Annotated in this window: 18 protein-coding genes; 7 read left to right on the top strand and 11 right to left on the bottom strand. The window is 41.2% G+C overall.

Annotated elements, in window-relative coordinates:
- Positions 1-8 precede the first annotated feature (8 nt).
- The 4 genes from atcB to GW828_RS07455 form a co-directional block, all read right to left on the bottom strand.
- On the bottom strand, positions 9-764 hold the full coding sequence (atcB, locus tag GW828_RS07470) for a cold adaptation protein AtcB (RefSeq protein WP_124015498.1): 756 nt from the start codon (positions 762-764) through the stop codon (positions 9-11).
- The gene (atcA, locus tag GW828_RS07465) at positions 761-1291 is read right to left on the bottom strand and encodes a cold adaptation protein AtcA (RefSeq protein WP_182722656.1); all 531 of its coding nucleotides are present in this window, start codon (positions 1289-1291) and stop codon (positions 761-763) included. Before atcA ends, atcB begins: the two co-directional genes overlap by 4 nt.
- A gap of 7 nt (positions 1292-1298) precedes the next feature.
- Positions 1299-1583, bottom strand: coding sequence for a cold adaptation protein ActJcold adaptation protein ActJ (gene atcJ, locus GW828_RS07460; RefSeq protein WP_124015496.1), 285 nt, complete (start codon positions 1581-1583; stop codon positions 1299-1301).
- Positions 1584-1875: 292 nt separating this feature from the next.
- Complete coding sequence (locus GW828_RS07455) at positions 1876-2772, bottom strand: LysR family transcriptional regulator (protein WP_182722655.1); 897 nt, start codon at positions 2770-2772, stop codon at positions 1876-1878.
- Between the two features lie 135 nt (positions 2773-2907).
- On the opposite strand from GW828_RS07455, the gene fdhD reads away from it, so the two are divergent.
- The 3 genes from fdhD (at position 2908) to GW828_RS07440 (ending at position 7556) form a co-directional block, all read left to right on the top strand.
- The gene (gene fdhD / locus GW828_RS07450) at positions 2908-3723 is read left to right on the top strand and encodes a formate dehydrogenase accessory sulfurtransferase FdhD (protein ID WP_124015494.1); all 816 of its coding nucleotides are present in this window, start codon (positions 2908-2910) and stop codon (positions 3721-3723) included.
- Positions 3716-6055 carry an FdhF/YdeP family oxidoreductase gene (locus GW828_RS07445; protein WP_124015493.1) on the top strand — a complete coding sequence of 780 codons (2340 nt, stop codon included), beginning with the start codon at positions 3716-3718 and terminating at the stop codon, positions 6053-6055. Before fdhD ends, GW828_RS07445 begins: the two co-directional genes overlap by 8 nt.
- A 418-nt stretch (positions 6056-6473) precedes the next feature.
- Positions 6474-7556, top strand: a complete 1083-nt coding sequence (locus GW828_RS07440; RefSeq protein WP_273058178.1) for a PepSY-associated TM helix domain-containing protein — start codon at positions 6474-6476, stop codon at positions 7554-7556.
- Positions 7557-7634: 78 nt separating this feature from the next.
- Here the strand turns inward: GW828_RS07440 and GW828_RS07435 are convergent, their stop codons facing one another.
- Positions 7635-8804: a lipid-transfer protein gene (locus tag GW828_RS07435; RefSeq protein WP_273058179.1), complete on the bottom strand. Its 1170-nt coding sequence runs from the start codon at positions 8802-8804 to the stop codon at positions 7635-7637.
- A 476-nt stretch (positions 8805-9280) separates the two neighbouring features.
- On the opposite strand from GW828_RS07435, the gene GW828_RS07430 reads away from it, so the two are divergent.
- Positions 9281-10483: an ammonium transporter gene (locus GW828_RS07430; protein ID WP_124015490.1), complete on the top strand. Its 1203-nt coding sequence runs from the start codon at positions 9281-9283 to the stop codon at positions 10481-10483.
- A 78-nt stretch (positions 10484-10561) separates the two neighbouring features.
- Here GW828_RS07430 and GW828_RS07425 read toward each other — a convergent pair whose 3' ends face one another.
- From GW828_RS07425 to cspE, 5 genes are all read right to left on the bottom strand, one after another.
- The gene (locus GW828_RS07425; protein WP_273058180.1) at positions 10562-10810 is read right to left on the bottom strand and encodes a hypothetical protein; all 249 of its coding nucleotides are present in this window, start codon (positions 10808-10810) and stop codon (positions 10562-10564) included.
- Positions 10811-10927: 117 nt separating this feature from the next.
- Positions 10928-12334 (bottom strand): hypothetical protein, encoded by a 1407-nt coding sequence (locus tag GW828_RS07420; RefSeq protein WP_273058181.1) that lies wholly within the window; start codon positions 12332-12334, stop codon positions 10928-10930.
- A 330-nt stretch (positions 12335-12664) separates the two neighbouring features.
- Positions 12665-14851 carry an OsmC domain/YcaO domain-containing protein gene (locus GW828_RS07415; protein ID WP_273058182.1) on the bottom strand — a complete coding sequence of 729 codons (2187 nt, stop codon included), beginning with the start codon at positions 14849-14851 and terminating at the stop codon, positions 12665-12667.
- A gap of 269 nt (positions 14852-15120) precedes the next feature.
- Positions 15121-16038 (bottom strand): pepsin/retropepsin-like aspartic protease family protein, encoded by a 918-nt coding sequence (locus GW828_RS07410; RefSeq protein WP_182697546.1) that lies wholly within the window; start codon positions 16036-16038, stop codon positions 15121-15123.
- 339 nt (positions 16039-16377) lie between these two features.
- Positions 16378-16590 carry a transcription antiterminator/RNA stability regulator CspE gene (gene cspE, locus GW828_RS07405; protein WP_011636218.1) on the bottom strand — a complete coding sequence of 71 codons (213 nt, stop codon included), beginning with the start codon at positions 16588-16590 and terminating at the stop codon, positions 16378-16380.
- A gap of 904 nt (positions 16591-17494) precedes the next feature.
- Here cspE and GW828_RS07400 point away from each other — a divergent pair.
- Entirely contained in the window at positions 17495-18070 is a 576-nt protein-coding gene (locus tag GW828_RS07400) for a porin family protein (RefSeq protein WP_182722649.1), read from the top strand.
- Between the two features lie 338 nt (positions 18071-18408).
- On the opposite strand, the gene GW828_RS07395 is transcribed toward GW828_RS07400, so the two are convergent.
- A complete protein-coding gene (locus tag GW828_RS07395) occupies positions 18409-18795 on the bottom strand; it encodes a ribosome recycling factor family protein (protein WP_273058183.1) in 387 nt (128 codons plus the stop codon).
- A gap of 305 nt (positions 18796-19100) precedes the next feature.
- Between GW828_RS07395 and trmH the strand changes: the two genes are divergently transcribed.
- On the top strand, positions 19101-19802 hold the full coding sequence (gene trmH / locus GW828_RS07390; RefSeq protein WP_124015482.1) for a tRNA (guanosine(18)-2'-O)-methyltransferase TrmH: 702 nt from the start codon (positions 19101-19103) through the stop codon (positions 19800-19802).
- Positions 19803-19993: 191 nt separating this feature from the next.
- Positions 19994-20620: a protein-disulfide isomerase gene (locus GW828_RS07385; RefSeq protein ID WP_124015481.1), complete on the top strand. Its 627-nt coding sequence runs from the start codon at positions 19994-19996 to the stop codon at positions 20618-20620.
- Positions 20621-20704 lie beyond the last annotated feature (84 nt).

The following is a 20704-nucleotide window of genomic DNA, read 5'->3' as shown; positions in this document are numbered from 1 at the left end:
CAGAACCCTTAATCAAGAAAGCTAAACATGTCATCAACTTCAGCATACTCGTCAGTGACTTGGTTCTTTTCTTTCGCCTGAATCACTAATTCGCTAGCAAATTGGCTGATAATTAACTGCCAGTCAGAGCCAGTATTACGCAGCATGTTCTTGATCGACTTCTCGACATTAGGTGCTCTATCGCGGATCAGCGCCAGCAAACTTCGCGGATCATCAATGCTCAGACTATGAGCTTCTTCATCGGCTTGCCAATCAGAATACCCCACAGTTTCCTCATCCGCTTCATCATCAAAAGTATCGTTAATCTCATCTTCATCATCACTGCTACCACCTAAGATAAGCTCAATAAATGGGATCGATAGATAAAACAGTGCCGCTGGGTCTTCAGCCAAACATTCTAAAATAGCAGTTTGTTTTTCTTCGCTGTCCTGGATACGGATAAGGTAAGTCATAAAATCAAACGTATGATGCATTAACTCTTCAGCATTACTCTTGATTTTTTCTTCCCAGTAAAGCGGTTGCTGGCAGACGATGTCACGGATCTGTTCTGGCGACATAAGCTCAGACATGATCGATGGACACGAAATATCATGCTGACTGTTAATTTGCGTCAGCGTAACTATGTCCATTTTTTCTATAACTTCAACCAACTGATCATCAGACATTGACGACGCAATTAACTCAAATCTCTTGCTTGCCTGTTTAGGCTCAACATTCGCCAGCTCTTGTATTTCAGCGGCGGTTATTTCAATGAGACTGTTCATTCGATATCCTCATCATATTGGTCATAATAACCTTCTTCATCGCTATCATAGTCATTGTCGTCATCGTTCTCATCACGCTCATGCTCATGAAGACCATCAGAATCATCCTCATCAGCGATTTGCTTGGGCGCTGATTCTCCCTGCGTCTCCAGCAAATACACCACAGCACAACTTTCAATGAGCAGATCTTCGCTGTATTTGCGTACCGCAAGTGCTAGAGGTAGATCTGCATTGTTAAATGCAATCGTGGTTTTAAACTCATCCCAGCTAGGATGAATATTCAAGCTAATCCAATGTGCCCATTGACGCTTTGATTCAGGAGAGAACTTGACTCTATCATAAAGCGCTACCGGTAAATATTCAGGGACAGAATCGAGCATCCCAGGATCGGCCAACAATATCGCTCTGATTTGGCTGGTAAACTTTGCTAGTGCATTGGGCGTATCAGGATCGTTATAAGATTCGATATTGTCATGGGCATTATTTTTTAGCTCATTAATGCGTGAAATATTAAGATGTTTAGCCATGGGATACTCAGGAATAATATTCGTCCCACAACTCCCGCATTGCGGCAGTGGGATCAGTGACAATTACGTTGTTAAAATCATTGATAAACGCATTTCGCTGCTTTTTATCTGATAACACTTCGTAAGCTTTTTTGACTCGTTGGAGCTGAACCGATGCTTGTTGTTTCTCATCATCAGACGCCCCAAGTAACTTGTCAGGATGGTACTTGTTCGATAAACGTTTATAGGCTTTTTTTATGTCATCTTCTTTGGCATTGGGTCTAACGCCCAGTACACTAAAGTGGTTAATCATAGTTATTCCTGCAGGCGATGTGGCAGTGATTGCGAGATAAAAAAGTCTGTGAATAGATAATTTTTTAGCCCGCTATTATATCAACATTCACAGGCTAGCAGCAAACATAAACCACAGTTAACTGCTAATCATTTAAAGCGCCAATAACCTATCAAAAATCCTGTTGTCTTAAGTGGGGTTGATGTTTGCTGCCGTTAGGATGTCACCAGCCAAGCTTAATCAAGTGTGATGCATCATATTCACCACCATAGATTGACTAGCATGGCGCTCAAATGGTAAACAAAGGCAGAAATTAGCCCGTATTAATCAAACTCACAAACTCGTTCATTGCTGGCGACACACTGTATTTACGGGTAATAAACACTGTGTTACCTGATTGAATATGTTGCAATGGCCAATAATGTAAATTAAATAATTTTTCAGCCGATTTGGCAATACCACTACTGACAATGGCATAACCAATATCGTGCTTTACCGCACTGACTAAATGAAATAGCGAATCAGTTTCTAACACCACATTAAAACGTAACTGAGATTGTGCCAGCGCATTATCTATATATTGCCTAAACTGCATATTTTGGCTTAACAATACCAATGGCCTTTGCTGCAAATCCTTAAGGGCTAATGCTCCATCGCTCAGTGGGGTATCAAGTTGCGACACTAATGTTTGACTTGCTAGCACGGCCATATCGTTATCCATTTGAGGATAAAAATAAAATGTGCGCCGATTCGCCTCAGTAAGATTGTCATCAAACCCCAAACCTATGTCGATTTGATGTAAGGTCAGTTGCTCGATGAGCTTTTCATTAGTGGTCACCAACAAGGTAATCGTAATATTAGGATGCAGCTCATTAAATTGTTTAATGATCGGCATAATATCCACACTCGACTGCGGCACAATACCAATCCGAAGAGAACCAATTAACGGCCCACTAAATACACTGAGTTCTTGCTTTAACGCCACTTGATCCAAGAGCATTTTTTCAGCATAGCGCAACACAATCTGCCCAGCATCGGTTAACGCGACAAACTGACTGCCACGCACCACCAGCTCAGTACCAAAACTTTTTTCTAAAGCCGTGATACTGGCCGATAAGGTAGGCTGAGTAATATGGCAAGCCTTGGCTGCTTTAGCAAAATGCTTAAACTTTGCTAGCTCATAAAAATAATGTAACTGTCTAAGATTCATCCCTCACCCTTAATACTAGCTATCAATTTCAACATATTAATAGATAAAAACTATCACCACATAAATTTGTTTGATTGGCTTTGTGCATTAGCGGTCACTAAACTGTGATTAAGATCCCGTTTTGAGTCTACGCCCATGAATGCTGCATACAAATGGTTACCCCCCATAGAACATCTGGTAGAGGAAGCGGCGGCTGCCATTAGCATTAACGGCATTAACTATGCTGTGATGATGGTAACGCCAGATAACATTGAAGACTTTGCCATTGGTTTTTTGTTTTCAGAAGCGATTATTCAACACGATCATGACGTGCATGATATTCAAATAACGCCATCTGATAACGGCTTTATTATTGAAGTAACCATTTCTAATCGTTGTCTATATGCCTTAAACAGTAAAAAACGTCGACTCGTTGGGGCTACCGGTTGCGGGATTTGCGGGGTTGAAGCAATAGAACATGCACTGCCACAATTATCCATATTGCCCATCACCCGTCCCATTGACATTACTGATGTTGAAAGCCTGAAACAGCGCATAACTGACAGCCAAATAAAAGCGCAGCAAAGTGGCGCAATACACGCTGCCCTGGGCTTAACCGCACAAGGCGATATTGTTGCCTGTCGTGAAGACATCGGCCGCCATAATGCCCTAGATAAACTTATCGGCATGTTATTAAGGCAAACAACTACGACTCAAGAAACATCATGTAATACCTTATTAATTACCAGTCGTTGCAGTAGTGAGTTAATCCATAAAGCGGTTCTTTTTGGCGCTAATAACCTTATTAGTCTAGCCTCGCCCAGCCAACTCGCAGTCAAACTGGCACTACAATATAACCTTAATATTATTCACATCCCCAAGTATTCAGCGCCTATTTATTATTCAAATTACGATGCTCATTTCGATGTTAACCGTTTATCGCTGAGCCCTATCGGAGAAATCAATGTCTAGTCATTATCAAAAACCAACCAAAGCCGGTGGTTTTCCTTCACTGCAAGCGACGTTTACTCATGTACTGCGTAGCCAACAGACCAAGCAAAATCTCAAAAACTTACTTCGCGTTAACCAAACCGATGGTTTTGATTGCCCAGGTTGTGCATGGGGTGATAACAAACAAGGTGCATTTCAGTTTTGCGAAAATGGTGCTAAAGCAGTGGCATGGGAGTCGACCGGTAAAGGAGTTGGACGCGAGTTTTTCAGCCAATATTCAGTGCGCCAACTGGCAAAACAAACGGACTATTGGTTAGAGTATCAGGGCCGTTTAACCGAACCGATGCGCTTTAATGCTGTCACCGATCACTATGAACCGGTTACCTGGTCTGAAGCTTTTTCGATCATCGCCACCAAGCTCAACAGCTTAAGTCGCCCAGATCAAGTTGAGTTTTACACTTCTGGCCGCGCCAGTAACGAAGCCTCTTATCTTTACCAATTATTTGGGCGGCTGTATGGCACCAATAATTTTCCCGATTGCTCTAATATGTGCCATGAAGCCAGCGGGGTTGCACTAACAAAATCAATCGGCATTGGTAAAGGTACCGTGGTACTTGAAGACTTTGACGCCGCGGAAGCCATTTTTGTGTTTGGCCAAAACCCTGGTACCAACCACCCCAGAATGATGAATACTCTGCGTAAGGCTGCCAAGCAAGGCTGTAAAATTGTGACCTTTAATAATCTTAAAGAAGTCGCCTTAGAAAAATTCGCCAGTCCACAAAATCCCATAGAATTGCTCACTCCAGCAGCCACTACCATTAGTCATTTGTATTTAACCCCTAAGTTGGGCGGCGATATGGCAGCAGCGCGCGGTATGGCTAAATTTATTATTGAACAACGTCCAGACAAAATTGACCATGACTTTATTCAACAGCACAGTGCGTTTTTTGAAGACTATCAACACAAAGTTAAGCACACGAGCTGGGATAAAATTGAACAACAATCTGGGCTAACAAAAGCACAGATTATTCAAGCGGCCACGCTGTTCAGTAACAGTAAAACCGTGATCAGCTGCTGGGCCATGGGGTTAACTCAGCACAAGCATTCGGTCGACATCATAAGTGAAGTGATTAACCTGCACCTTCTGTGTGGTCAAATAGGTAAAAAAGGCGCTGGATTATGCCCTGTCCGTGGCCACAGTAATGTGCAAGGTAACCGCACTATGGGCATTAATGAAAAGCCATCTGCCGATTTTATCGATAAATTGGATAATTACTTTGCTACCACCTTACCGCGCCTAGCGGGCCACAATGTGGTTGAAGCACTGAAAGCGCTGCACAGTAAACAGAGTAAAGTGCTAATATGCTTAGGCGGTAATCTTGCAGCGGCGGCACCTGATACCGACTTTACTTACCAAGCAATGCGCAATGCTGAACTCAATGTGCAAATTAGCACCAAACTTAATCGCAGCCACTTACAAGTGACTCACGATGCATTAATTTTGCCTTGTCTAGGTCGCACCGAATTAGATCAGCAAGTTAGCGGTATTCAAAAAATCACCGTTGAAGACACCTTCAGCATGGTTCATGCGTCAACAGGTATGACCGACCCAGTCTCAGAACAGTGTTTATCTGAAATCGATATTGTCGCCCAAATGGCTCATGCTACCTTCAGTCATCTCAATCACAGCCATACTAATCAAAGTCATGCAGGCAATAAGCTAAACTGGCTAGCTCTGCGCGACGACTATAGCCTTATCCGCAATCTTATCGAAAACACGATTACTGGATTTAGCGATTTTAATCAACGAATCGAACAACCAGCCGGATTTTATCTCGGCAATAGCGCAGCTGAGCTGGTTTGGAATACCAGTAATCAGTTAGCTCAATTTAATCCGAGTGAGTTGCCCGATTCTGTCATCGCAGATTGTTCAAGCAACGCTCAAACAACTCAGTCATCCGCCGAACACCCTATTTTGTTACTGCAAAGCCTGCGGTCTCACGACCAGTACAACACCACGATTTACGGCATGGACGATCGATATCGCGGGATTAAAGGCAAGCGGAATGTATTGTTCATGAACCAACAAGATGCCGTTCAGCTTAATCTCGTTGAAGACCAACTTATTGATATACAGTCTATCGCCAACGACAACATCGTTCGCAAAGTATCAGGCTTCAGTGTGGTTTTTTATGATATCCCGCGCGGTAACATTGCCGCCTATTACCCTGAAACAAATCCGCTAGTCTCCATTAACAGTGTCGGAGTCGGTTCATCTACCCCAACATCAAAATCGATCCCGGTGATCATTACGCCATCAAGTAAACAAGTGATTAATGTGGCACTAGTATAAGAGTGTCGACATACACTCTTTCACAAAAAATCTATGACTAAGCGTAAATAATACCAATACCATTTGTGTAAACACTGGCATTGGTATTAGGGGTCATATTAGGGGGCATATTAAGAGTCCATGTTAGCGAGTTATAATGCGCCAGCCTACAAAGAGTGATGATTTGTCAGTAAACACCTTAACCACAGTGGTCAGTAAATCAATTAACCTTAGCTTGGGTTAAATAGCCGCACGACGAATTACAGTAAAGCTTGAAACCTACTCAATCACGCCATCTTTACACTTCTTTAATTGAATAATTAAATGAGATTAATTATCATTCCCCAGATTGTGGTTTGATGATTAAATTGAAAACACAATAAAAATCAGCTGGTTTATAACCAGCTGCAATTCGACAGTGTGTAATAGAGTAAACAAAATGAGCATGGTTTCGGCGTTAAAATGGTTTCATAACTGGGTAGGTTTTTTCATTAGTATCACAATGCTAATTGTATTAACGACAGGCGTTTATTTAGGGAGCGTTGATTTACTTAAACGCACAGACAACAAAGGTCAGGCATTTGTGCCGCTCACCCTTGAACAAAAAGCCGATACGGTAAGCCGTTTATTCGAGCGCTACCCTAGCATGAGTACTATTCGTTTTCCGACCGAGCATACCCCATATATTCAAGCTAGTACTCGGGGTAAAGCGATAGCCCTAGACAATCAACTCAATGAACTCAGCAGTAGCTCTTCATTTGACTTACCTTTCTATGAAACGGCTTTCTGGTTACATCGTAATTTTCTGATCGATAATGGCGGCAAATACATCAATGCTTGGGCTTCGCTGGCTGGCGGTATTGTCACCTTAATTGGTATTTATCTGTGGTGGCGAGTTCGTAAGGGATTTCGACTAAAGCAGAGCTTGCCTAAAAATACTCGCTCAAGCAGTTTGCTTAAAAGCCATATTCAATTAGGACTGTTTATTTCAGTACCGTTATTTATATTGTGTGTCAGTGGTTTTTTAATTACTTATAACAGTTTATGGACTGGTGCTCTCAAACCAAAAGCCGCACTCGAGCAAGTTGCTTATCCTGTTAGCCAAGCAAACGATTGGTTAAGTCAGCTCACTAGCGCACAGCAAATTTGGCCTGAGGCAGAACTGATCTCTGTGAGTAAGCCTCGCTCAACACCGAATAAAGGCCCGCAGCCTGATACCGACATGCCACAACAGCTGATATACAGCATCCAATTTGATCAACATCAGGGTGTTTGGTTACGAGAAGCCGATCGTATCAGCATCAATTACCAACAAGGCACAATTGAATCGGTACTCACACACAGTGACAGAGCATTTGCAGGTAAAGTGGCTAGCTTTGTTAGACCATTACATGATGGGCTTAATATGCCTGCCAGTTATGTCATGCTGATCACCTTGGTATCGCTTATTGGCACCTTGATTCTTTCATTCAGTGTGGTGACCTTTTCCCGCCGTACTTTTAGTCGTAAAAAAGCCAGTTAACGAACTGCCCACAGTGTTGCGCTTCATTTCCCTCATATATCGACGGCAATGTAGCGCAGCATGAAATAAAACCGTTAGTTAAACACCATATAAGGTCACTACCACCGCACCACCTAAGCCAACATTGTGTTGTAGGGCCAATTTGGCATTATCCACTTGCCTATTTCCTGCTTGGCCGCGTAAATGCCACGTTAATTCTGTACATTGTGCTAGCCCAGTCGCACCAATAGGGTGCCCCTTAGACATCAAGCCCCCAGACGGACCAATAACGTATTGGCCACCATAGGTATTGTCACCGTTGGCAATCAATTCTGCAGCGCCGCCTTCAGTACATAAACCTAATGCTTCGTACGTGATCACTTCATTAGGGGTAAAACAGTCATGTAACTCAATCACATCGATATCAGCAGGACCAATACCGGCCTGGTGGTAAACCTGCTCAGCTGCCCGTTGTGTCATGCCTTTACCAACGACATACATTGGATCTTGCCACGACAGCTCGGTATCCGTCGCCATTGCCTGCGCAATAATATTTACCTTGGATGTAATCCCGTGTTTGCGAGCAAATTGCTCGCTGCACACTATGGTTGCAGCAGCACCGCAGGTTGGTGGACATGCCATAAGCCGAGTTAAGTAACTATCATAGATAACTTTATCATCAAGCACTTGCTGGTAAGTTAATGGCGTTGAAAACATAGAGTACGGATTCTGTAATGCATGACGCCGCGACTTTTCAGCTACCTTAGCAAAAATATCAGCGCCTACATGATACTGGTCCATATAGTGACGCCCGGCAGCACCAAAGGCGCGAAGTGCGATTGGGCCTTGTGGGGCATTGAATTGTTGTAACACGGGGTCAAGGCGCTCGAACGGACTTTCTCTGTCTGTCCAGTGAGAGCCCAATGCTCCAGGTTGCATTTCTTCAAAGCCAAATGCTAATGCGCAATCCACTTGGCCTGACAATACCGCCTGGCGCGCTAAAAATAACGCTGTCGAACCACTAGAGCAATTATTGTTGACGTTAATGATCGCAATACCGCTTTGAATGACATCGTAAAATGCATGCTGAGCGCAGGTACTATCGCCATAAATATATGCACCATAAGCCTGCTCGATCAATTTAGCATCAAGGTTGGCATCGGTTAATGCTAACCTAATCGCTTTAGCCGCCATAACTCGGTACGGTTGATGATGGCCCGGTTTGCAAAAGGGGATCATCCCCACGCCTGCCACTCTTACTGCTGTCATATTACTCCCGCCATTTTAGTTATTATTGGGCATGCTAGTGACTTGTTAGTACTGATAAAGCATTAAGATTTCTAACGATTGGAATTAAGAACCTAACATTAAGAACTAGAAACCAAAAGCGTGAATTCGAACAGTCATAAAACGTCTGATTGTCGACTGATTACTTAAACGATTTATCTTAAACAATATTGTTAACATAAAGTTAATCGGCTGATTATGCAACGCACCAAATGCAAGCGACAATGCACCAAACTAAAGCATTAACAGCATAATTATCAGTCATACGTGTTACTTTTCAGCATTCACCTGCCCAAAAATTGCACTCATATTGAACATTTTATAGATTATTTAAGCAATATTTTCATACGTTTGCACCACGAGAGTTCAACTAAATGATAGGTGGCCTGTGATTTAGGAATGATTTTTGCTCTATAAACGCATGAATTTCAATAGAGAATTGTTTTGTGGAAACTAAAATGAATAATATTAGTGATGCTATTGGCGTAATTGCACAAAGCGCGGACACCTTGTTTATCTTACTTGGTGCAATTATGGTATTAGCCATGCACGCTGGCTTTGCATTTTTAGAAATGGGTACTGTAAGACACAAAAACCAAGTTAATGCCTTGGTAAAAATTTTAACCGACTTTGCTTTTTCAGCCCTCGCTTATTTTGTCATTGGCTATCAAATTGCTTACGGTAACCACTTCTTTGTCAGCGCAGAAGCATTAAGCACAGATAACGGTTATCAACTGGTTAAATTCTTCTTCTTATTAACCTTTGCAGCAGCCATTCCAGCAATTGTATCTGGGGGGATTGCTGAACGCGGGAGCTTTCGGCCTTTCTTACTGGCTTCAGCATTGATTGTTGCCTTTGTGTATCCCCTGTTTGAAGGGATTATATGGAACGGTAACTTTGGTTTTCAGGCCTGGTTAGACAGCCAATTTGGTGCTCAATTTCATGATTTTGCTGGCTCTGTCGTCGTCCATGCTATGGGCGGATGGTTAGCACTAGTCGCTATTTATTTGCTTGGCGCCCGCCGCGGCCGTAAACCCGGCATTGCATTTGCGCCATCGAACATTCCGTTTCTAGCCTTAGGCTCATGGGTGCTGATTGTCGGCTGGTTTGGTTTTAACGTCATGTCAGCACAGACGCTTGGCGGGATCAGCGGTTTAGTGGCAGTAAACAGTTTAATGGCCATGGTGGGTGGCACTATTGTGGCGCTTATTGTTGGCAAAAATGACCCTGGTTTTATTCATAACGGACCACTAGCAGGCTTAGTGGCTGTGTGTGCAGGTTCTGATTTAATGCATCCGGTTGGCGCATTTGTGGTTGGCGGTGTGGCTGGCGGGTTATTTGTATTGGTGTACACCAAATTACAACGCAGCAGTAAAATAGATGATGTTTTAGGTGTATGGCCTTTACATGGTTTATGCGGTGTCTGGGGTGGTATTGCTGCAGGCATTTTTGGTCAGCAAGCCTTAGGTGGCCTTGGCGGAGTGAGCTTTACTTCGCAACTTGTTGGCACTATTGCCGGAGTCGTTGTCGCATTAGTTGGCGGTATTATCGTCTATGGCTTAGTGAATAAACTATCGAGTTTACGCCTGAGCCAAGAAGATGAATTTATTGGTGCAGACTTAGCCATTCATAAAATTGGCTCAACCAATTCAGATAAGTAATTATGCTAAGTAGTAAATCGTAAAAAGGGGGCAGAAATGAATTTCTGCCCCCTTTTTAAAATAAAATAGAGTCAACAATCAGTGCTTCGATTTAACCCCATTTTTAACTATTTCTTGACCTTTTTCGAAAACCTCAGGTGTCACCCAGCGACCGAGTAATAGCTTGTGGTTATCACCAAATACCGCAACAAAATGACGACCATCGGCATTACTGGTTGCCATACCGACACCGGCAACGCCTTCTAAACCTAAACCGCCCTTTTCCACCGACAGTAAAAAGCGTTCTAATTCAGCTAAATTGTCGATCACATCATTTTCAATATTCATTTATTACCCAATTGGCTTAACTCGTTTACCACATATTTTAGCGCAGTGAGAATAAATAAGGTACCGCCGATGCCCTGAGCATCGGCGTTCGATATACCTTCTAGGATAATATGAATATTAAAAAACGATGCTTAAATCAATTAACTCAGCATCATCGTCATAGGAATCAAAGTTAACCGACATTAATATTGTCCCTTTAGTGATCATGACATTATCAAAGTTATCTTCGGCATCAGGATAACGCGCCAAGAAGGCCGTCTTGGTGGTAGGGATTTGATAAGTCGCTAATACTTTTTTAAACTCGTCGATGTCTTGCGGTTCAAACATTGACTCGGTCACCTTAAGACTATTGATCGTACCTTGCTCATTAAACCCAAGTAACACGTTGCTGTTTACTATTGCCTTAGGTCCATTTTCATTAAGCTGAATTTGATTCACCAGCTGCTGCGGCTGCAAGGTATAAGTCTGCTTATGATCCAGTGCGATAATCTTTGCAATATCAATATTATCAAAATTGGCAAAGTTCACTTCAGGCTTATGACTGGCATCGACTAAGGGCATAATGGCAAAACGGTTAAGTCTAGACACTGCGGCTTTAGTTATACTTTCATTATAATCTTCAAACTGTAATGTCAGCTGACTGTTTTTACCCATAACGCGGTAATCACCATTATGTTTATTGATTAATAAATATTTCGCTACGGTTTCCTGTTTATCGCCAGGATGGATTTTACCTTCAATAATCCAATCATCATTGTCATAATTCTCGCTTAATGCAATTTGGTTTTTGCCATGATTATTTACTAGTCCTGGGTCTTGTGAAATCATTACGACATAAGCATTTTTCACAAAAAACCATAAGTTACGACCATAACCATAAGCGATTGTCCCATCACTGAGTTGCAACTGAATGCTGTGCGGCCCTAACGCACTTTGCAAACTGTCAACGCTATCACCTATATGCACCCCATAAGCGCTATCAATAGTAATAGCGGCATCGGGCGCACTGTGTTTTTGTGCCTGTGTGAATAAACGGCCATCTTCAGGTAAAGCAAGCTTCACTACGGTTTCAGTAAATGAAACGGCCTTACCTTTACTGTTATAGGGGGTTGAATTAGCGGTGAGTTGTTTATCATCACACAATTTAAGGTGTTCAACAGTAGATGACACATGAATTTGTTTTATGTTGGAATTTACTTTGCCACTGCTATCTTGAAGATTAATGCTTCTATCAACCCCAGTAACATTGAGCCGTTGGATAATCACGGCATCAGCATTGTCGATTTGAGCTTGGCGCTGAATATCCACCAATGCCCGCTGTAAATACATCTCTCTATGTGCCATTACACCGGACGTAGAAGAGGTCGCCAATGCAGGATCAATATCATAAATGATTTTATTACTCGCAGTATTAATAACCTGAGACACGCATTGAGGATAAAAATCTAAAATAGGTGGTAATGGATTATCTGCTAATGCAGGGCTGCAAATAATACATCCAATCAATAAAAGTGACAGTTTCATTTATCGTCCTTGTTTGTTAGTAAATAACATCATGTTATTACACACATTCATATTTTGATTATTCACTAACCTAAAGTTAAATAGCCTAACTGTAAACTCATTTATCGATCGTGTTGAGCTTCGGTTATTCTCAGCACTTAAATAGCCATCATCAACAAGTCTTAGTCCCCATCGACAAGCTTGAAGACAAGGCTCTAACTCGAGCCACGACAACAGACAGCAATTTACATCAGCAATAAAAATAAGGTAACTGCCACAATAAAAAAGCGAACCTCGTTAGGTTCGCTTTTTCACTATCAGATTTATCACGGTCTAATACTTAACTAAGCACTATATACCCGCTTTAGCTTTCCGCGCTTGATGCAGCTTTTTGTAACTTTCAATCAAGCGTAAATGTGGCTCAATACCTTCTAGCTTGATGCTAGTTTTTGTTAGGCCATAAAAGCGCACTGTGCCATTAACCGAACCAACCACATTGTCCATCACTTCTTGACCAAACATGCGGTTAAAGTTACCCATAAAATGCTCAAGCTCTAAGTCGTCATCTAAGGTCACTTCAAGCACAGCATTGACAGCTTGGTAAAACAAGCCACGTTGTACTGTATTGTCGTTAAACTGCAAGAACTCACCAACTAACTCAATCGCATCTTCATGAGAACCCAATGCGAGGTAAATCAGAATTTTTAATTCAATAATGGTTAACTGGCCCCAAACCGTATTCTCATCAAACACAATACCTATTAAAGTACGGATATCGGTCTGATTATCTAATTGACTCTCTTCTAAGCGATTTACTAACTTAGATAACGCTTTAGTGCTTAGTGAGTGCAGGTTCAAGATGTCTTTACGGTAATGAAGCGCTTTATTGGTATTGTCCCAAATCAAATCATCAACAGGATACACTTCTGAATATTCAGGCACTAAAATGCGGCAAGCTGATGCACCTAAATCAGTAAATTCAGCAATATACACTTCTTTACCCATGGCTTTTAAAATACCAAATAAGCCTGCGGCTTCTTCTTCACTGGTGCCGCTAAAGTCCCACTCACAGAACTCATAGTCAAACTGACTACTGAAGAAGCGCCAAGAGATAACCCCTGTTGAGTCAATAAAGTGCTCAACAAAGTTTTCAGGCTCAGTGACGGCCATACTATTGAATGTCGGCTTTGGCACATCATTTAAGCCTTCAAAACTGCGGCCTTGTAATAGTTCAGTTAAACTACGCTCCAACGCCACTTCAAAGCTTGGATGCGCACCAAACGAGGCAAATACACCGCCGGTTCTAGGGTTCATTAAAGTGACGCACATCACTGGGAACTGACCACCTAACGAAGCATCTTTCACCACGACAGGAAAACCCTGTTCTTCAAGGCCTTTAATACCCGCTAATATGCTAGGGAATTTCTCAAGTACTGTCATAGGAACATCTGGCAGTACAATTTCTTGCTCAATGATTTGACGTTTTACAGCACGCTCAAAAATTTCAGATAAACACTGTACATGCGCTTCTTGCAGATTATTACCCGCGCTCATGCCGTTACTTAGAAATAAGTTTTCAATTAAGTTAGACGGAAAATATACCGTTTCACCATCAGATTGACGGGTATATGGAATCGCGCAAATACCTCGGTCAGTATTACCTGAGTTGGTATCAATTAGGTGAGAGCCACATAACTCTTCATCTGGATTGTAAATATCTAAGCAGTATTCATCTAACAAACCTGATGGAAGTGCATCATCCTCTTCCAGTGCAAACCATTTTTCATTGGGATAATGCACAAACTCGCTATTGGCGATCTCTTCACCAAAGAACTGATCATTATAAAAAAAGTTATTATTAAGACGCTCAATAAACTCACCTAAAGCCGAGCATAGTGCGCTTTCTTTTGTGGCGCCTTTACCATTAGTAAAACACATAGGTGAGGCGGCATCACGAATGTGTAACGACCATACGTTAGGCACTATGTTGCGCCATGAAGATATTTCGATCTTCATGCCCAAATCAGCCAATAAACGGGTCATGTTTTGAATGGTTTGCTCGAGTGGCAAGTCTTTGCCCAAAATAAAGGTACTCGCGTCACCAGCCGGTTGTCCCATCAGCATGGCATTGGCGTCAGCATCAAGATTTTCAACGGTTTCAATTTTAAATTCTGGGCCAGTTTGAACCACTTTTTTAACGGTACAACGATCGATTGAACGTAAAATACCTTGACGATCTTTGTCAGAAATATCGTCTGGTAACTCAACCTGAATTTGAAAAATTTGGTTGTAGCGATCTTCTGGGTCAACAATATTGTTTTGCGAAAGCTTGATATTTTCAGTAGAAATATCACGGGCTTTACAATAAACCTTAATAAAGTAGGCAGCACAAAGCGCAGACGAAGCTAAGAAATAATCAAAAGGACTTGGAGCTGAGCCATCACCTTTATAACGAATAGGTTGGTCTGCCGTAACGGTAAAGTCGTCAAATTTGGCTTCGAGTTTCAAATTGTCGAGAAAGTTTACTTTGATTTCCATTGAATATGTCCACAGTCTTACGCGGCCAAACGGCCTACTAATCTAATTGAGGTGAATTATCGGTGTTTTTGACCCAATAGTCTTGGGTTAATTAACCAAAAGTTGGCAAGATACTGATTTGTTGAGGTGAAAAAACACACAAAAGACATGGATGAAGCTGATTACATTGAATAACCGTGTGACAAAAATAACGTCTCTATCACACGGGATGATGCAAGATTAATAACATTACAATGTCGTCAAGCACACTCAATTAAATCTGAGTTGGATTAAGAGTCTTCAGGTAAGCCTACGTGCATATGTCCAGATTTATAATCTATGGTCAACACAAAGTGCTTAAGAATATCAAAGCCAAGAAGACCTTTAATATTTTTACCTTTAATATGGGATATGCTGTTGCGATCATCTTGCCCTGTAATCACCTCAATCTGCCCTTCGCTTGGCACGCTCGTTTGCACATTTTCAATCGTAAAAGGACCGAACTTAACTTTTGGCAATCGGAAACTCTCCGTTGTGCCTGCATTATTGACACCAAATGAGTTTGTGGCTTGCGCACCGTAATGCGTTAACCAATCTGAGTCAGTGGCAAGAGTGCGTTTTAAAAACAAGCCACCACTATTACCAGTATCGAGGATCAACCAAGCATTCTTTTCCCCATTAAGCTCTACTCTCACAATCGGTTGACCAGTGCCACGATCCATTTGCATGTCAATGTTTTCAAGTTTGGCTAAATCAATGGAATCTCTTCCAAATAATCTCAAACGACTATTGGGATAATCTATCTGGAAAATAAATTTCTCCAGTAGACCTGCGCCTAATAAAAGCTCCACATCATAGTGACCTAAACGTAAACCAGCCAATTGATCAAGTTCAATATTGGCACCAAACAAGTTTGCCGTGACATTGTTATAAAGTTGAGAGGATTCAGTACTATAAATGCCTTTGACATCGATTTTACTGCCTTTATCAAACTCAAGATTATACTTATTGATAAAGCTTAAATTAATCGCATTGAGCTGAGAACCACTGTCTAAAATGGCCCGACCTTCAATACCATTAATGGTCACAGGAAGATTAATATGGCCATTAATAATGTCAAAATTAACCCAATTGGTTACCGCGAAAGTCGGAAATGAAATAAGTAGAGCAGAAAAAAATGCTAGCAGTTTAACTCGAATTGATTGCATCTATTATCCTTAATATTTATGCCTAAAAAACGTTGTTATATTAACAGCTAACAGTAAAAAATAATAAACACTTTACTTATAAATGGCCGATAAATTCATCATCAGCTATACGACTCTACATAACCCAACTCGTAATAACAAAGATTGCCTCACGCTCGACACAAGAAGTCAGTGACCAGGAGATAATGTACAGCATGGGATAACAGTGGATAAAACAATCGGGGGAGATAGGCTGAAGATTTGCTTAACGCAGGGTACAGTTAATAAAAATACTAAAATTTAGACATAAAAAAACGCAAACAGTCGTTAAACCGTTTGCGTTATCTTTATAACGTCGAGTTACACAGCTACTACGTTAGCAGCTTGTGGGCCTTTTTGGCCTTGCTCAACATCAAAAGAAACTTTTTGGCCTTCAGCTAAAGTTTTGAAACCTTCTGAAGTGATTGAACGGAAATGAACGAACACGTCAGCGCCGCCGTTATCAGGAGTGATAAAACCAAAACCTTTATCTTCGTTAAACCATTTTACTAAACCAGTTGTTTTATTAGACATTTTGTTGTCCCTTATATATTTAAAATTAATCAATCTGTCGCGATAATGCGATGCGCTCAAGCTTGAATTATTGAATGTCACGATGAAGCTAAGGGAAACACAGAGGATAACAACGATAACGAAGAGATTCTAAGGCTTTTCTTTTACTTAATGTTCATTAATAACTCTGAATGTCAGAGCAGACTGTATAATACATCAATATCTAAGCTTGTAAAGGTCTTAATTGAGTAAATTTCATTAACACAGACAAACCACTTAATTAGCATCATCAAAAGCACTCATTCACGATAACAGTATTGCCCCAGCAAACCTGATATTCAGCATTAACCTTAGGCTAGTCTTAATCGCTAACAAAAAACCACATAAAATCACTTCTACTATTTTAATAAGAACTTAATACAATCCGATCGTGTTAATGGTTCCACTATCCGACTTGTAGTGATCGTTGTCGTTGTCGATCATGTTGATAGTCACACTTGGGCACTACCGTGCAAACCTGTACTTTAAACAGCGAAATCAACATATCCAATTAACGACTTCGATTTGCTCAGTTATAGAAAAGTAACCATATTATAAAATACTCAGCAGCAAATCATACAAGTGACGACAACACACCAACAACATCATCGTAACATTATGTTTTTAATATGAAAAAATTACAATTCAATCAGAAAAATATACCGTTACGCACTATTTCCGCCTCGTTTAACAGATAAAATTTAAGCAACTTTATTTATTGCATAGCCAGTTTCACTTCATTTACTAAAAAAATCTCAAAGCATAACCATATGATATTAAATTAAAAAATTGATAACAGCAATCCCCCTACTCCATTGTTTTTATAAAGTTGGCATCCGTTTTGTAGAGTACTAGATGTATTTACGTAATTAACTAGGAGTACCTTATGAGAAATACTATTGTTACTTTAGCTGGACTAATTTCATTAGCATCTTTTAGTGCTTATTCTCAAGCTGATGACTTAAAAAATGATGTGGCAGAAAATGGTGTTTATGTCGGCGCTAATTATGGTTACCTGAAAGTCGATGGAGATGATGAGTTTGACGACGACAATGATGTGCTCCAGGGCTTAGTAGGTTATCGCTTCAATAAATACTTAGCTCTAGAAGGTAGCTATATTGATTTTGGTCATTACGGCAACAACTTATCTCGTGCAGAAACAGATGGTTATACCGCAGGCCTAAAAGTCACATTGCCAATTACTGATCGAGTAGAATTGTATGCCAAAGGCGGCCAATTATGGTACTCCACTGACTATGACGTGGTCGGGTTGTCTGGCAATAAAGATGATGAAGGTGTATTTGCCGGTGCTGGTGTCGGGTTTAAAGTAACAGACCGTTTTTTAATTAATGCCGAGTACACTTGGTATGACGCAGAAATTAACCTAGATAATGTTACTAACGGTTCCGATACAGAAACAGATTTCAAGCAAGCGAGTATCGGGGTTGAATATCGTTTTTAAGCATAACTAGACAGCTTAAAACGTCAGCGACTTAAAAAATAATCGTCATCAAGGTGTAATGCAAATTGCGTTACACCTTTTATTTATGTTTACCATTTAAAGCTCACATTAATACTGTAAATCTGCTATCCAAGGGCATATGGATCAACACAAAGGTCTTGTTTCTGCGATATTATCTATGCCTCAACTATACCCACTGCAATACCAAGATAATCTCATTAACTTGTAGCGAAAATATACTAATACGTGCGATTCCAGCCCCAAACCACAGCAATGTTTACCATCAAAAACGATTGCATTCCTTCAGCATAAAAAGTGAAAGCACACGGTTGAAATAATCAACAGTCAACGTCAAAACGAGCCACTCTCGCCTCAGCTAACGTGCACTGGGTAAGCTGGATTAGCTCGCCTAAAGTCAAGTTAGGATTCTCTCGAATTAAACGCCTAAGCTTTACGTCTAATGGCTCTAACTTGTCGGCATGACCCAGTAACGCTGTAGCAATTTTTTGAATTAGATAACCAAAGCCAGCATCATTGTCAGTTTTTAATCGCTCAATAAACGATTGAATACTTATAGCCTCGCCTGTAATGGCCCAATTTCGAGAACGGCGCACACGCTTAACATCACAGTGATATTGCAACGCAATCTCTCTGGCTTGCTTAGCTTTTTCACCGCCGATTCGATGAATAAGTGAAGGTAATTGGATGGTAATGTCTTCAGTCATGGCCTGCTGTAAAATCTACTTGTTATTATCATTAGCTTAAATGAGTTTAGTTAGCTAAAAACAGTTATTTACCTATTACTTATCACCATACATTAAAAAAGCGATCTTGTGATTATTGCCTACATTAATCGGCAAGTCTTGGTGTTACCGCGATGAATGACTTTTTAGGACTGGCATTTTAGCGCTATAATACCAGCCGAAATAATCATCTTACTGTCAATATTACTCATTTATTCGTTGCATTGAACGCATTTTGTGCGGCAAGCAAAGGTTAAATAGAGTGAAAAATCAACTAGAGTTACCCCATGAGCCCTGAACGTTTTGCCCGAATAAACCAGATGCTGGATAATCGCCAAGTCGACTTAACGATTTGCCTTGATAAAGTGCATATGACCAATAATATTGCTGCGGTTCTTCGCTCTGCTGATTGTGTCGGTATTCATGAAATTCATGCCGTATGGCCAGATATCGATATGCGAGTATCTGGTAATACCGCTTCAGGTAGCCAACAGTGGGTGAATACGGTTAAGCATTACACGTTTGCAGAAGCTCATCAGGTTTTTAAAGCACAAAAAATGCAGGTACTTACGACGACCTTTTCAAACACGGCCGTGGATTTTCGTGAAATTGATTACACCAAACCTACCGCTATCGTGATGGGTAACGAACGTGATGGTGTGAGCGCAGAAGCGATTGCAGCGGCCGATCAACACATCATCATCCCCATGCGAGGCATGGTGCAGTCGCTTAATGTGTCTGTAGCGGCAGCATTAGTCATGTATGAAGCCCAGCGCCAACGTGAGCAAGCCGATATGTACGGCAGCCGCAAACTTGATCACGCTTATTGCCAAACTATGTTGTTTGAACAAGGTCATCCAGTTTACGCCAAAGCCTGTCGACGCAAGCAAATCCCCTACCCAGCCATTGATGATCAAGGCCAAATTGTTGCCAACAAAGAATGGTGGGATCGCATGCGCGCCCCTGATCCGCAAGCATTGGTGGTATAACTCAGCAATACCGCCGATATTGCTGGGTTTCTTACTTATTAATATATTGCAGGTACATGAGTATTAACCTCATCGAGCACTCTACGACAGTCTGTCAATATCGGTTGTCGTCATTACTGCAAGGATTGATTGAATAATAGCGATAAACTATTTAGGATCAGTTCATCTGATCACAAACAAGAATTCATTTAATGACCACTGAGCTTTATTTTATCTACGACTCACATTGCCCTTGGAGCTATGCCGCCACACCTTTGGTGAACGCATTGCAACAAGCCTATCCAGAAATGAATATTCACTTATTACACAGTGCGCATTACATCGGCAAAGACAGTGCTGGCGAAGAACAAATGCAAGCAGCGGCAAAAATAAGTGGACTTAAATTTGGTCGCGACCATATTCGCTACGCAAACAGCCCTAAAAGCTCAATCAAAACCGCAAACTTTATGGCCTGGTTAGAGGGCAAACAAGCTGACAAGCAATTAGCTGTGCTCAATGCGCTACAAAGAGCTCATTTCATTGAAGGTAACCCGCTTAGTAATAAACACGACTTTAATGACATCGTCGAAAAATTTAAGCTATCACCATCAAATAAAGTGTTTAAAGATGAGCTCAGTATGGATGCAGAATACGTACTGGAAGGCATAGAAGAAATTCAACAAATCATTGGTACCACTGGTTTTCCTGTGTTGGTGATGACAGTTAATGATAACGCCATTTTTATCGACCATTCACAATACCTGAGCAGCCCTCATGCCGTGGTAGCCGCGGTTGAAAAAGAGATAGCGGCGATTAAACTCGCTAAAAGTGAATCATAACGATAAATCGTCGCTCGCCAAATGCATTATCGATGTGAATGCGCCAGCAATAAGATCAAAAAACCACGGCTAATGACCGTGGTT

The organism is Shewanella vesiculosa (assembly GCF_009994065.1).
GTDB lineage: Bacteria > Pseudomonadota > Gammaproteobacteria > Enterobacterales > Shewanellaceae > Shewanella > Shewanella vesiculosa.
Note: the sequence above shows the minus strand (reverse complement) of the source record. Positions and strands in the feature narration are given on the sequence as shown.

What these genes read in the sequence shown, in the direction of transcription:
- GW828_RS07400 (WP_182722649.1), top strand. Translation starts at nt 17,495, where the DNA reads ATGAGAAATACTATTGTTACTTTAGCTGGACTAATTTCATTAGCATCT.
- GW828_RS07430 (WP_124015490.1), top strand. Translation starts at nt 9,281, where the DNA reads ATGAATAATATTAGTGATGCTATTGGCGTAATTGCACAAAGCGCGGAC.
- atcJ (WP_124015496.1), bottom strand. Translation starts at nt 1,583, where the DNA reads ATGATTAACCACTTTAGTGTACTGGGCGTTAGACCCAATGCCAAAGAA.
- GW828_RS07435 (WP_273058179.1), bottom strand. Translation starts at nt 8,804, where the DNA reads ATGACAGCAGTAAGAGTGGCAGGCGTGGGGATGATCCCCTTTTGCAAA.
- atcA (WP_182722656.1), bottom strand. Translation starts at nt 1,291, where the DNA reads ATGGCTAAACATCTTAATATTTCACGCATTAATGAGCTAAAAAATAAT.
- GW828_RS07395 (WP_273058183.1), bottom strand. Translation starts at nt 18,795, where the DNA reads ATGACTGAAGACATTACCATCCAATTACCTTCACTTATTCATCGAATC.
- GW828_RS07455 (WP_182722655.1), bottom strand. Translation starts at nt 2,772, where the DNA reads ATGAATCTTAGACAGTTACATTATTTTTATGAGCTAGCAAAGTTTAAG.
- cspE (WP_011636218.1), bottom strand. Translation starts at nt 16,590, where the DNA reads ATGTCTAATAAAACAACTGGTTTAGTAAAATGGTTTAACGAAGATAAA.
- GW828_RS07420 (WP_273058181.1), bottom strand. Translation starts at nt 12,334, where the DNA reads ATGAAACTGTCACTTTTATTGATTGGATGTATTATTTGCAGCCCTGCA.
- atcB (WP_124015498.1), bottom strand. Translation starts at nt 764, where the DNA reads ATGAACAGTCTCATTGAAATAACCGCCGCTGAAATACAAGAGCTGGCG.
- GW828_RS07385 (WP_124015481.1), top strand. Translation starts at nt 19,994, where the DNA reads ATGACCACTGAGCTTTATTTTATCTACGACTCACATTGCCCTTGGAGC.
- trmH (WP_124015482.1), top strand. Translation starts at nt 19,101, where the DNA reads ATGAGCCCTGAACGTTTTGCCCGAATAAACCAGATGCTGGATAATCGC.
- GW828_RS07415 (WP_273058182.1), bottom strand. Translation starts at nt 14,851, where the DNA reads ATGGAAATCAAAGTAAACTTTCTCGACAATTTGAAACTCGAAGCCAAA.
- GW828_RS07445 (WP_124015493.1), top strand. Translation starts at nt 3,716, where the DNA reads ATGTCTAGTCATTATCAAAAACCAACCAAAGCCGGTGGTTTTCCTTCA.
- GW828_RS07440 (WP_273058178.1), top strand. Translation starts at nt 6,474, where the DNA reads ATGAGCATGGTTTCGGCGTTAAAATGGTTTCATAACTGGGTAGGTTTT.
- GW828_RS07410 (WP_182697546.1), bottom strand. Translation starts at nt 16,038, where the DNA reads ATGCAATCAATTCGAGTTAAACTGCTAGCATTTTTTTCTGCTCTACTT.
- GW828_RS07425 (WP_273058180.1), bottom strand. Translation starts at nt 10,810, where the DNA reads ATGAATATTGAAAATGATGTGATCGACAATTTAGCTGAATTAGAACGC.
- fdhD (WP_124015494.1), top strand. Translation starts at nt 2,908, where the DNA reads ATGAATGCTGCATACAAATGGTTACCCCCCATAGAACATCTGGTAGAG.